General features: G+C 52.9%; 8 protein-coding genes, 1 tRNA gene and 1 pseudogene. 5 read left to right on the forward strand and 5 right to left on the reverse strand.

What is annotated here, in order from left to right; all coding sequences use genetic code 11:
• Positions 1-72: 72 nt before the first annotated feature.
• Positions 73-2,217: an HAD-IIB family hydrolase gene (locus BRW62_RS04520; RefSeq protein ID WP_099798462.1), complete on the forward strand. Its 2,145-nt coding sequence runs from the start codon at positions 73-75 to the stop codon at positions 2,215-2,217.
• Between the two features lie 17 nt (positions 2,218-2,234).
• Here BRW62_RS04520 and BRW62_RS04525 read toward each other — a convergent pair whose 3' ends face one another.
• The gene (locus BRW62_RS04525; protein WP_099798463.1) at positions 2,235-2,681 is read right to left on the reverse strand and encodes a fasciclin domain-containing protein; all 447 of its coding nucleotides are present in this window, start codon (positions 2,679-2,681) and stop codon (positions 2,235-2,237) included.
• Positions 2,682-2,776: 95 nt separating this feature from the next.
• Between BRW62_RS04525 and BRW62_RS04530 the strand changes: the two genes are divergently transcribed.
• Entirely contained in the window at positions 2,777-4,147 is a 1,371-nt protein-coding gene (locus BRW62_RS04530) for an NAD-dependent succinate-semialdehyde dehydrogenase (protein ID WP_099798464.1), read from the forward strand.
• Here BRW62_RS04530 and BRW62_RS04535 read toward each other — a convergent pair.
• Together BRW62_RS04535 and BRW62_RS04540 are read right to left on the reverse strand one after the other, a co-directional pair.
• The gene (locus BRW62_RS04535; RefSeq protein WP_099798465.1) at positions 4,144-5,733 is read right to left on the reverse strand and encodes a glycoside hydrolase family 57 protein; all 1,590 of its coding nucleotides are present in this window, start codon (positions 5,731-5,733) and stop codon (positions 4,144-4,146) included. The two genes, BRW62_RS04530 and BRW62_RS04535, sit on opposite strands and share 4 nt — an antisense overlap.
• Before the next feature lie 123 nt (positions 5,734-5,856).
• On the reverse strand, positions 5,857-7,800 hold the full coding sequence (locus BRW62_RS04540; protein ID WP_198406160.1) for an ABC transporter ATP-binding protein/permease: 1,944 nt from the start codon (positions 7,798-7,800) through the stop codon (positions 5,857-5,859).
• 70 nt (positions 7,801-7,870) lie between these two features.
• On the opposite strand from BRW62_RS04540, the gene BRW62_RS04545 reads away from it, so the two are divergent.
• The gene (locus BRW62_RS04545; RefSeq protein WP_099798466.1) at positions 7,871-8,533 is read left to right on the forward strand and encodes a lysophospholipid acyltransferase family protein; all 663 of its coding nucleotides are present in this window, start codon (positions 7,871-7,873) and stop codon (positions 8,531-8,533) included.
• Positions 8,534-8,689: 156 nt separating this feature from the next.
• On the opposite strand, the gene BRW62_RS13040 is transcribed toward BRW62_RS04545, so the two are convergent.
• A complete protein-coding gene (locus BRW62_RS13040; RefSeq protein ID WP_157768327.1) occupies positions 8,690-8,833 on the reverse strand; it encodes a hypothetical protein in 144 nt (47 codons plus the stop codon).
• A gap of 5 nt (positions 8,834-8,838) precedes the next feature.
• Between BRW62_RS13040 and BRW62_RS04550 the strand changes: the two genes are divergently transcribed.
• Positions 8,839-8,909 (forward strand) — tRNA-Gly (locus BRW62_RS04550).
• Here BRW62_RS04550 and BRW62_RS15480 read toward each other — a convergent pair.
• Positions 8,910-11,998: pseudogene (locus tag BRW62_RS15480) on the reverse strand (FHA domain-containing protein).
• Between the two features lie 379 nt (positions 11,999-12,377).
• Between BRW62_RS15480 and BRW62_RS04560 the strand changes: the two are divergent.
• Positions 12,378-13,049, forward strand: a complete 672-nt coding sequence (locus BRW62_RS04560) for a hypothetical protein (protein WP_099798467.1) — start codon at positions 12,378-12,380, stop codon at positions 13,047-13,049.
• Positions 13,050-13,109: the final 60 nt, after the last annotated feature.

Consider the following 13,109-nt stretch of genomic DNA (forward strand, 5'->3'; position numbering starts at 1 on the left):
ATATTTGGTAAGGTGAGGGGGGAACGGTTATCCCCAACTGGGTGAGCAACTAACCACACAAGGGGAGGAGCTATGCAACAGGGATTATACATTGTCCTCATCAGCATTCATGGGTTAATCCGCGGCGATCGCCTTGAACTAGGGCGTGATGCTGATACTGGCGGTCAAACCCGCTATGTTGTCGAACTGGCCAGACAGTTAGCAGCCCATCCCCGCGTGGCGCAAGTAGATTTAGTCACCCGCTTGATCAACGACCCCAAAGTCAGTGCCGACTACGCCCAGCCCATTGAACCCATTGCGGATCGCGCCCGTATTGTGCGCCTACCCTGTGGACCACGGCGTTACCTACGCAAAGAAGTGCTCTGGCCGTACCTCGATGTCTTTGCAGACGAGCTACTACGCCATCTACGCCAAAGTGGCCGGATGCCCGACGTTATCCATAGTCATTATGCAGATGCTGGTTATGTTGGCTGCCGGGTGGCGGGCTGGCTAGGCGTGCCGTTGGTTCACACAGGGCACTCCTTGGGGCGAGTGAAGCGGCAACGGCTGCTGGATCAAGGCAGTAAACCCGACGTTATCGAAGAGCAGTTTCACTTCACCACCCGCATCGAAGCGGAAGAGCAAACCCTTGCCAGTGCCTCCCTGATTATTGCCAGTACCCACCAAGAGGTCGAAGAGCAGTACAGCCTTTACGACCATTACAATCCTGAGCGCATGATGGTGATTCCGCCGGGCTTGGATACCGAACGCTTTTATCCGGCGGCAGTGAGTTCCGATCTGCCGATACTAAAAGAATTACGCCGCTTTTTAGTAGAGCCGGAAAAACCCTTTATTTTCTGCCTATCTCGGCCAGTTCCCCGCAAAAATGTTGCCGCTTTGGTGAAGGTGTATGGTACAGACCCGATGCTACAAGAGCGTGCCAACCTCGTGCTGGTATTGGGCAACCGCACTGACATCAGCAAGATGGAGGCCAGCCCTCGGCAGGTCTTCACGGAACTCTTTTCCTTAGTGGATCGCTACGATCTCTACGGTAAGGTCGCCTACCCTAAAACCCATACCAGTGATGAGGTACCGGATCTCTACCGTTTAGCCGCACAACAGCGGGGGGTGTTTATCAATCCGGCGTTGACGGAACCCTTTGGCCTCACCCTCATTGAAGCCTCAGCCTGTGGGCTACCCATTTTGGCCACCGCCGATGGTGGTCCTAAGGAAATTATCCGCAACTGTCAGAATGGCTTGCTCTTTGATGCCTTAGATCCGGAGGCAATCCGTACCGCCTTGCACCAAGCCTTCGCTAGCGATACTCAGTGGCAGGAATGGTCAAACAATGGCCTCAAGGGGGTACAGCAGCACTACTCGTGGCACAGTCATGTGGAGGCGTACCTGAAAGCAATTAGCCAACTTGCAGAGAAATCCGTCCTGCCGGCCTTGAGTGTACAACGCCAACCTGCGCCCTACCGCCGCAATGCAACCCCCACCAACCGTAACCGCCTGCTCACGCTTGAACGGTTACTTGTGAGTGATATTGACAATACCCTCATTGGCGATCGCAGCGCCCTTGAGCGCTTGCTTGAAGTCCTACAGCACCGCCTTGAACTGGGGTTTGGGGTTGCTACAGGTCGCCACTTAGAAATCACCCTTGATGTCTTAAACGAATGGGGAGTTCCCCTGCCCGACGTGCTCATTACCTCCGTTGGCAGTGAAATTCACTACGGCCCACACCTAGTACCCGATACAAGCTGGAGTCAGCACATTAGCTATCGCTGGGAACCACAGCGGGTGCGGGACATACTGGCCAATGTGCCTGGGTTAACTTTACAACCCAAGGACAATCAACGCTCCCACAAAATTAGCTATACGGTGGATATAGAGGTTTTGCCCTCCATTACCCCTGTGTTGCGGCTCCTACGGCAGCAAAAACTCCACTGTCGCTCCATTTTTTCCCACAATCAGTTTTTAGATATTTTGCCCCTGCGAGCCTCCAAAGGGGATGCCCTCCGCTACCTTGCCCTGAAGTGGGGATACCCGCTGCAAAAATTGCTCGTGGCCGGCGACTCGGGGAACGATGAGCAAATGCTAACCGGCAATACCCTAGCGGTGGTGGTTGGGAATCATAGCCCAGAACTCGACAAACTGCGGGACGTTCCTCAGATCTACTTTGCCGAGGGGCACTATGCCCAAGGCATTTTGGAAGCGATTGACTACTATGGCTTCTAGGGGGTTGGGGAAGGCACTCAACGGTAGGGAACATCTGTGTCTTGGAATGAGTGCGCTGGGTCTAAGCCCATTAAAATAACCGTGTCAATGACATGGATGATACCGTTGTCAGCCTGAATGTCAGCAGCAAGAACCGTTGCATTTTTCACTTCAAGGGGGGTCTCGCCATGAATGGGAATGGTTGAGCCTTCAAGGGAGGTGACCACCCCCATCTTTTTTAGCTCCGCAGCAGTGTAGGCACCCGCAAGGACGTGGTACTTCAGGATGCGGGCAAGCTGGGGTGGGTTTTGCACTAAGGAGGTGATGGTGCCATCCGGTAGCTTAGCAAAGGCATCATCGTTGGGGGCAAACACGGTAAATGGGCCGGCAGATTGCAGGGCATCGACTAAATTAGCCACTTTGACCGCAGTAACAAGGGTAGAGAACCCTGGTGTATTGACCGCAATATCCACAATGGTCGCCATAGATGCCTGCCCTGAATTTCGCTAGAATTAGCATACTGAACCGCTGCGGCAGAAGCTAGGCCTTTGGCCGCTGCCGAAGATAGGGAATTTTAATCATGGCAATCGCGTCTGTTAATCCCACCACGGGGGAAGTGGTTAAAACCTTTTGTCCCCTGAGTGAAGCAGAACTACAGGCCTGTTTGAAGCGAGCAGCCACTGCCTTTGAAAGCTATCGTCAGACAACCTTTCAACAGCGATCGCACTGGCTGTTAGCGGCAGCCGCTCTTTTAGAGCAGCAATGCCAATCCTTGGCACAGTTAATGACCCTTGAAATGGGCAAACCCATTACGGAAGCCATCGCAGAGGTGGAAAAGTGTGCGTGGGTCTGTCGGTATTACGCAGAGCAGGCAGAGGCATTTTTAGCACCGGAGATAGTGGCTACAGACGCTACCTACAGCGCTATACACTATCAGCCTCTTGGCATTATTTTGGCGGTGATGCCTTGGAATTTCCCCTTTTGGCAGGTGTTTCGCTTTGCGGCACCAGCGCTAATGGCAGGCAATGTGGCACTGCTCAAACACGCCTCCAATGTACCCCAGTGTGCCCTGGCGATCGCCGACCTGTTTGCCGCCGCAGGGATTCCAGTGGGAGCCTTTCAAACCCTCCTCATTCCTGCGGGTCGTGTTGCCGCTTTGCTGGCGGATCGGCGCATTCGGGCGGCCACCCTCACGGGTAGTGAACCTGCCGGCATCAGTTTGGCCGTGGCCGCATCCCAGCACATTAAGAAAACCGTCTTGGAGTTAGGGGGCAGCGATCCGTTTATTGTGCTCCCCAGCGCGGATCTACCCCGGGCGATCGCCACCGCTGTTAAGGCACGGATGATCAATAATGGCCAGTCCTGTATTGCCGCCAAACGGTTCATTGTCCATACCGCCGTTTATGATGCTTTTGTGGCAGGCCTACAAGCAGCATTTGACGCATGGCGGATAGGGGATCCGGTTGACCCTGCCACGCAACTGGGGCCCTTGGCCACGGCCACGATCCGCGAGGAACTGCGCACCCAAGTGGAACTGGCGCTAGCTCATGGTGCCAAGCTGATTTATCAGGGAGAGTTGCCCCCCCACTGTCAGCAGGGGTATTTTTATCCTCCAACCCTCTTGGCGGAGATTAGCCGCGACAATCCGGTATTTGTGCAGGAGTTTTTTGGGCCGGTTGCGCTCCTATTTCGAGTTAGCTCTCTAGACGCGGCCATCGAACTGGCCAATGCCACCCCCTTTGGTTTGGGAGCCAGTGCTTGGACAGCAGACGCCAGCGAAGGCGATCGCCTGATTCGAGATCTAGAGGCAGGAGCCGTCTTTATCAACGGCATGGTCAAGTCTGACCCCCGCTTACCCTTTGGCGGCACCAAGCGATCGGGCTATGGCCGAGAACTGGGACGGGCGGGGATTCTCGAGTTTGTGAATATTAAAACCGTATGCCGCTATTAAAGAGGGCGATAAACCCGGTAATTGATTTGGGGAAAGATATTATCAATCGCCTCGACTTTTTCGAGCCAGCCCGCATCAATTTTTTGAGCCTTGATATCGTCGTAGAGCTTATGGAAGCGGGTGAGGTGACTGCGGGTGCGGCGAACCGCATAGGGCACCATTGTCCCAGTGCGCATGATAAACGCCCAGTCCGAGGATTGCGCTAGCAGCAACTCACGAGCCGCTTGGTTGAGGGCACGCCAACTGAGTTCATCCCACGGCTCCCCTTTCGCCAGTTCAATCATTCGCTCTGCTGCTTTGTGCAGGTGGGGATAAATCCACGCATTGGTGTCATTTAACCAGTACTCATGGAAGCCTTTATACCCCCAACTCGATTGGGAGGGGCGACACACCTGCTGGGTGGGGTGGGCGCGTAGGTAGTCTGCTAGATGGGTCATGGCAAAGGTATCTTGGTCAAACCACACTTTGCGGAACAGAAAGTCTAAAAACCACGGGCCTTCGTACCACCAGTGTCCGTAAAGCTCGGCATCGTAGGGAGAGACAACGATGGGTGGCCGTTGCATCAGGTGATGTAGATAACGAATTTGGTTTTCGCGGTTAAACATAAAATTAGCCGCGTGCTCTGCAGCTTTTTCCCGCGCCCAGTAGGGATCGTAGAGTTGCTTGTCCCCTAACCCCAAGCCACGGCCAGTGATTTTGTGGTACTTAATGCCGGTATTTTTGCGCTGGCCATTGGGCATAATGTAGGGCTTAATGTACTCGTACTCCGCCTCCCAGCCCAAATCTTTGTAGAATTCACGATACTCTGCTGCCCCTGGGTAACCCACCTCCGAAGACCACACCTGCTGCGATGACTCGTGATCGCGGCCAAAGGCAGCTACCCCTGTTTCGGTAAAAATAGGCGCGTAGGTGCCAAACCGAGGGCGGGGGCGACCGTAGAGAATCCCATGCCCATCGGTAATAAAATAGCGCAGCCCCGCATCTGCTAGCATCCGCTCTAAGCCTTCGTAGTAAGCACACTCCGGCAACCAAATGCCCTTGGGCGGACGGCCAAACGTTTGCTCGTAGTGTTCGCAGGCCACTTGTAACTGCGCCCACACCGCTTGGGGGTACATTTTCATCAGCGGCAAGTAGCCGTGGGTGGCACCACAGGTAATAATTTCAAGGTTATTGGAGTCTTGAAATTGCTTGAACGCCGTAACCAGATCGCGATCGTAGCGTTCCCACGTTTGACGCACGCGGTTAAACTCTTGGGCGTAGTGCTCCGCCAGATAGCGAATGTGACCATTAAAGGTATTCCGTTCAACTTCTAGCTCGGCTAACTCTTCTAGCTGGGCAAGGTGTTGATCGTAGCGCTCTTGCAGGAGCGGATCCCGCAGCATTGAAATGAGGGGCGGGGTCATGCTCATGGTGATTTTGAAATCTACGCCATCCCGCTTGAGACCTTCAAACATCCACAGGAGGGGAACGTAGGTTTCGGTAATGGCTTCAAAGAGCCATTCTTCTTCTAGAACGTAGTCGCTCTCTGGGTGACGAACAAAGGGGAGGTGAGCGTGCAAAACCAGTGCTAAATAACCAATTGCCATAGAAAGTTTGCCTACCAATACGCTGGGGGATAACCGCAGGAGATCAAGGGGATCGTTGAAGTTTCCACCATCTTAGGTCAAATGGCTCGCGCTGCAACGGGAAATTTTTAGGATTTTACAGCCTTAATGAGCTGGGCGAAACTCCCACGCCTGATTACTCTTAAGTTCGAGAATATAAGTGTGGTATTGAATTAAGCTTTCGCGGTGGCCAACACTAATGTAATTATGGGCGATCCGTTGAATATGCGCATAAACGCGCTGCTCATTGTCAAGGTCAAGGGCGCTAGTGGCCTCGTCCAAAATGGCATAGGGACGCTTGTTGAGTAGCAAACGGGCGATCGCCAACCGCTGTTGCTCTCCAAGAGACAGCACGTCATCCCAAGCTAGCTCCACATCAAACCCGCCCACACGATCCGGTAAGTGTTCTAAATTCACCTGCGCAAGTGCATAGAGTAACCCATCATCGCTAGTATCGCGATCGCCCCCCGGATAGAGTAACTGGGTTCGTAGGGTTCCCAAAACCATATAGGGTCGCTGGGGCAAAAAGAGAACGTCACTGATGGGGGGTCGGATAATGCGGCCACTACCACTTTGCCATAGACCAGCGATCGCCCGCAGCATTGAACTTTTACCGACCCCACTGGGCCCCATAATCACGACACTTTCGCCGCTATCTAAGGCAAACGTTACGTCTTGTACCAACTGCCGTGCCAAATTGGGGGTTGCGATGGTGACCTTCTCTAGGGCAAAGCGCGGCTGCTCCACCAGCTCAATTTGCGATTCACCAAGCGACACTGGTGTGACTAGGGCATCATTAAACTCCGCTAAGCGCTCGATACCCGCGATAAAGCCACTCAAGTTTGCAAATTGGTTCACAATAATCGAGAGGGAGCCTAAAACTTGGGAAAACGCAAAACTAGCCTGACTAATGGCACCAAAGTCGATTTCGCCAGCAAAATAGCGCGGTGCCACAACCGCAGCGGGAACAATAATCACAAAGTAATTGTAGGCAGTTGTAAAGAAGTCAAGGTTTCGCTGCCAGCCAATGAGCAGATTAAAGTTACGGAGCACTTCAATGAACCGTTGACGCACCTGTAGCGATTCTTGGGCTTCGCCGCGGTAAAAGGCGATGGACTCAGCGTTATCGCGCACATGTACCAAGCCATAGCGGAAATCAGCTTCACGGCGCAGTTGGTTAAAATTGAGGCGAATTAAGCGTTGGCCGATGAGAATCGTCACAACCGTACCGACCACCGCATAACCAATCAGGGTTAGGGTCAGGGTCTGGGAGATACTCCAGAGAATGCCACTAAAGGCAACTAAGTCAATAATATCGCTGAGGATAATCAACAAAAACTGCAAAGAGGTTTGGGTAAAGGAGCGAATATCTTCGGTGATCCGTTGGTCAGGGTTATCAATGTCACTGGCATTTTCAATGGCATAGTAGGAGCGGTTTTGAAAATAGCGATCCAAGAAGTGGCGTGTCAGCCAATCCCGCCAGCATAGCCCCAAGTACTCGCGCACATAGCGGTAAATCACGACAATGGGGGTGCCCACGACAAACACCCCAGCATACACGCCAAGAAACCGCCAGTAGGTATCCGCATTTTTTTCCGCCAGTGCCGTCTGGAAGAATCGCCCCACAAAGCTGATAATGACGTTGAGGCCACTCACGGACAGCGACAGCATTAGCAATAGCCCTAATAGGGTCCACGCTTGCCAGCGGGGGAGGAGGTCGCGGCGTAAGAGCACAAACACCCCAAGGGGCACGATAACCGTGGCAAGGATGAGGCTACGGCTGAAGGGATCAGACCAAAGTGAGCGGATGAGATCCATTAAGCCGCCAGCAATTTGCCCCATTAGTTCCGGGGCAAGGGCATTGAGACCAAAGGTCACAGCCGCCGTTAGGGCAAAGAGACACCCAAACATCAGCGCAATCACTAAAAAGAGCAGCAGAATAAAGATGCCGCTGCTGCCGCGGCGATCGCGCGGGAAGAAATAGGGCTGGGCAATAGTAATAAATTGCCCCCAAACGCGGGCATCAAAACGATGGCTAGGTTGAGACACTGGACAGTACCGAAGCGTTAATAGGCTACAGGCCTACTATTGTAGTGGGGGTGGCTACGGAGACGAATGCATGGCGGAACAAAACACGTCGCAAACAACCTCTAGAATTGTGCCGTGGCTATACTGGGGACTCTGGCCATTTCACCGCCTCCTATTGTGGTTCTATTTTGCCAAGATTACGATTGTTGGCCGCGAACAATTGCCCAAGGATGGCGGCTTTGTGTTGGCACCCAAGCACTATAGCCGTTGGGATCCGGTGATTCTGGCGTTGGTGTGGTTCCGTCCGCTGCGGTTTATGACCAATGCCATTGAGTTTAGGGGGGTGCAGGGATGGTTTATTCGTCGTTTAGGGGCGTTTTCCATTAACCTCAATCGCCCCCAAGCCAGTAGCCTGCGCCATGCCCTCGAGATTCTCAAAACCGGACAGCCCTTAGTTCTGTTTCCAGAGGGCGGGATCGAGCGGGAATTACCAGTACGTCCACTCAAACCTGGGCTGGCTCGACTGGTACTGCAAGCACAAGGCGATCGCCCTATTCCCATTTTCCCGGTTGGTATTGTTTATACTCCCTGCCCTCAATTTCGCTGTCGGGTCAGCGTTTATATTGCACCGCCGCTATGGGTAGAGCGCAACGGTTGCGATCGCCAACCCCTTAAACAGCGGGCACAACAGCTCACTGAGGAACTGCACAAGGCACTACTGGATGCAGTCACTCAGGCAGCACAGGTTGATTGACATCCCCCTCTGCCTTCGCTGCGCTCAGGAAGGGGATTCCATCGTCGCCGATGAAGGTTCCTGCGTCAACGAGGTGACGTGCTCAACCGCTGTCTCCAGAAGATGAGTAGCGGCCTCCTCTCCACCGGCGTAAGGTCCTGTGTGCCCCACAGTCCGTCAACCTAGCTCCACAATGCTGATAGCTGCGTTGGGGTCTCTGTCCAGCACAGTTCCGCACTGGCACAAATGGCGAACGGGCAGCTCAAGGGGGCCAAGATTGGCGATCGCCCCATCGCTATGGTAGGTTAATAGTCTGTGCATAATGTGCGGGCATAGTTTAATGGTAAAACCTTAGCCTTCCAAGCTAATGTTGTCGGTTCGATTCCGTCTGCCCGCTTCAATGGCCAAAGTCACGGCGTTTCTGGCAGAAGGGCAGAGCAACAAGCATCGCCAAAATTAAAATTGCCTGATTACGCCAGTGCTGGCGAACATCAACGCTAAACATATAGCCTTGATCGCGCTGGAAGCGGCTAATGATACCTTGAGCCTCATTAATGGCACGACTACGTTGGCGATTCCATGCCGAGTACTTCAGCTCCCACTCATCCATCGCCTCCTGATAGGCTTGCAGCCGCCTCATATAGTCCTGTAGTTCTAGTGGATCACTGGGCGGATCTCCGGGAGATTCGGGACGCGGTGGGGCGGGTTCATCCACCTCAGGCACGTACTTGGCGCGAATACCCGGAAAGTTACAGGTTTTAAAGAGACCGGGGCCATAGCAAAGGCAAAAATCCCGCTGCATGGCTTCTGTCATTTTTTCCCGCTCGTCTTCCGGTTCCAACCAGCAGGGATCGTTGGCTATGTCATCTCCCATACCGGTTAACTTGACCATTGCCTCAAACGGCCACTTAATCACTGTGAGATGGTTAATTATCTGGCCAGGTAAGCCAAAGGACGCTACCGGCTGGATGCCACCACTAAAAATAATTTGCGGCACCAAAAACATCAACACGAGTAGAGGCACAATATTTTGGCTAGGCGCAAGCGCAGAGACTAATAGCCCCATAGCCATCCCCCCAAAAATTGCTAGGGCAAGGGTAATGTACATGGCAACGGTCGTTGACCAGTCGCCCGGTAAAATCACGGCCAGCTTTGTCACCAATAGATAAGTGGCAGCTTGGTAAAGGGCAAGGCCGAGGGCGATCGCCACCTTCGAGGCAATATAGGGCAAAACTCGCAGTCCAATCATGCGCTCGCGGCGGTACACCTCCACTTCCTTGACCAGCTCCCGCATGGTCGTCATTGCCCCAATCATCACCGCAATCAAACTAGTGACAAAGATCATCGTCAGGGCTTGGCCAGCGTTCCCAGTGTCCGGATTGAAAAGATTGCGCTGCCACGAGACAAAACTAAGGCTACCCAACAGGGGTGCAATCAACAGCGTCAGCAGCAGGTTACTGCGATCCTGCCCCAAAATCGTCAGGTTGCGCTGCGTCAAAATCCAAAACTGCTGCCATGCCGAAATTTTTGACTTGGGCTCCTTAGATCGGCGTTGGCTGCTACGGGGGCGACGTTGGGAGTCATCAGTGGTGTGAGCGAGCACCTGCTGCCGCCCGACCACGTATTCTTGGTAGAGGCGCGATCGCCGGTAAGCTTGCTCCAGTTCCTCGGAACTGGGGGCATTGGGGTTTTTCTCCTTGTCAAGAGCGCGATAAATCCCAGAAAAATCTTCCAGCTTAATGCCACTGAAGCGATCGCCAAAGGTCGCCCGAAAATAGGGCAGTAACTGATCCGGTGGCCCAAAATAGGCAAGCCGTCCCCCTCCGCCATATACACCACCAGATCGCACTCACGAATATTTTGGGTAGCATGGGTAATAATTAAAATCGTACGGCCTTGATCCGCCAACTGCCGCAACAAAAACATCATGTCTGCTTCCGTACCCGGATCCAAGCCAGAGGTGGCTTCATCTAGGAAAAAGAGACTGGGTTGGGTCAGCAGTTCCGCCCCAATACACACCCGGCGCTGCTGCCCTCCACTTAAGCGGTTAATGGGAACATTCCGACGATGGCTTAAGCCTAGCTCTGCTAAGACCGCCGTAACCCGTTGTGCCCGTTCGGCTGCGGTCGTGTCTGGAGGCATCCGTAACCGCGCTGCATAGTCTAGGGCTTGGGCAATCGTTAGCTCTTCGTGGATAATATTCCGCTGTGGCACATACCCCAGTTGGGCTTGGAAGGCTTGATAGTTGCGGTAAAAATTTGTACCATTCACCATCACCGTGCCACTGGTGGCAGGGCGCAGACCGTTGAGCGCATCCAAGAGAGTGGATTTACCACTGCCGCTTGGGCCTAAGATAGCCACAAACTCCTTAGGCAGAATCGACAGCGAAATATCGTGGAGAATTTTAGTGCCCTTGCCCACCACCTTACTCAGGTTCACTGCATCTAGGCGCATGTGACCCGACTCAGCATACTGGGTCAGGGTTTCATCAACATTTAAGACTAGGCGATCGCTACCAATGCGGATACTGTCGCCGACCCGCAGTAAAATTGGCTCCTCCACCTCCCGACCATTGACAAACGTGCCGTTACTAGAACCTAAGTCTGTAAGGATAAAGTCACTATGGCGGCGCTCAATCTTAGCGTGGTGGCGAGACACCGTCGGATGCTCAATCACCAGATCATTACTGGGATCTCGACCAATCGTAAAGGTGGTATAACCTAGCAGCGAAATCGTCTTGACAGGCACCGTTGCAGTTGCATCAGCCTCTGGAATAGCGAGTACCGTCGCTGTGCCCGTCAAGCGCAGCTCAGTTGCCGGACTAAACACCACCGCATGCCGCTGCGTATCAATGCGATCCGGTAACTCCTGCCCCAAAAAGCTAAGACTGACATACTCTGTTAAGGCGTAGCTGTCGCCATTGCCCAACCACACATTCATTGCAGGGTTCGGATCACTCAGATCGACCACCTGCAAGTGATTGTCCACCCTCTTTAGCCGCAGATGGCAGGGCAGTACCTCTGGCACATCCACCACCACATCACAGGCTGGATGGGTGCCCAGCAAACTCGTGACCTCCGATAACCCCCAGCGTTGCCGCCACGTCTTGGTGTGTACCTCAATGACAGGCACTTCTACATCTTGGCTGATTTCCGTGGCTCGGGGTTGATACTCTTGATACTGCCACACGAGGCGAAACCGCAGCGCCGAGTTGCCAAGGGTAATTAAATCTGCGTCCTCAAGGGGAATTGGTGTATGAGGTACCAAGGGTTGGCCATTGAGCTGCGTGCCCGCTTTACTTTCAAGGTCAACAATGTGTACCTGGCCATCATGCCATTCAAAGCGAGCATGGTAGCGCGAAACCGCCACATCGTTAAGGACAATGGTGTTATCTGGGGCACGGCCAATGGTGAGGCCGGTGGCAGGCAACTGGAAACCGTGCTCACTCACCGACTTGACCAGTTCTAACCAAGCGGTTTGAGTCATGACCTTGGTACAAAAAAGGTTCAATGCCAGTCAGTGTACTGGATTATGGAAGGGATTACAAAACGTAACGGGTTGGGGGGATTGAGATGAATTTCCGTAAAAGGTGAGGGAATTGAGGTGAATTTCCGTAAAAGCACGCAACCAATAGGCCAGCATATCACCTACAGTAAATCCTAAGACCTACATCCTGTTCTCTTGTACCTTTGGAACAACCCCGTTGTTCGTAACGTCCTCTAGCAGCAACCCCGATTTTGACCAAAATACTTGATGAATAATGCCGGACGGTACTTTACCGGTTTTGCGTAAACTGCAGGAGCCGTGTTACGCTAGTTTACAAAAGTTTACAAGCTGTGTTTCTAACGATTGCGCGAGGTTCGCTATGTCGCTCACCCCAATGACCCGTTACTATATTCGGCGCCTCCTTGCCGAGCGTGCTGAATTGCTTGGCTTGAACGTCAGTGCTACCGATACTGACAGTCAAGGCTTTGCCGATCAATTGGCGCGGCTAGAATCTCTGGCAACCACTAAGTTAGCAGAAATTGATCTGATTGTTCGCATGCACCAAACCCTGAGCCGAAATGGCCAAACCTACAACAGTTATCTGGCCAACCTTGAAAACAAACTCTTTGCCCTCATGGGCTTAGTGCCCAAAAATGATGATGAGGTAACAGAGATAACGCTACCGTTGCAGGAGATGGTCTCTGATGCCGATAGCCATGCTGCCACCAAAGCCTTAACGTTGGCAGAGGTACTCGATCAATTTAACAAAGTAGGGGATGTAGCGCAAAAATATTTGGGCAAAATGATTGTTGCTAACTATTGGCGGGGGACTCGTCCCTACAGTAGCTGGTTTGCTGACTTTAGTATTAACAATGAGGGTCACGTTCTGTGCCAGTCTTATCAATCCACCCGCGACATCTACTTAACGCAAGAACAGCTAGAACATCTAGAAGGGTGGCTAGCGGCCTTCATCAATCAATGCCAACGTATCCTGCCGCAATTCACCAAACAGCTACAGAAGTCTGGTGTTCCTGTAACAGTTATGGCGTAGGTTTCCTATAAACTCTTGACGAATGCGTCTAACCGGCTGGAAAATCACGACTTGGTCATC

This window comes from Thermostichus lividus PCC 6715, from assembly GCF_002754935.1.
Lineage (GTDB): Bacteria > Cyanobacteriota > Cyanobacteriia > Thermosynechococcales > Thermosynechococcaceae > Thermosynechococcus > Thermosynechococcus lividus.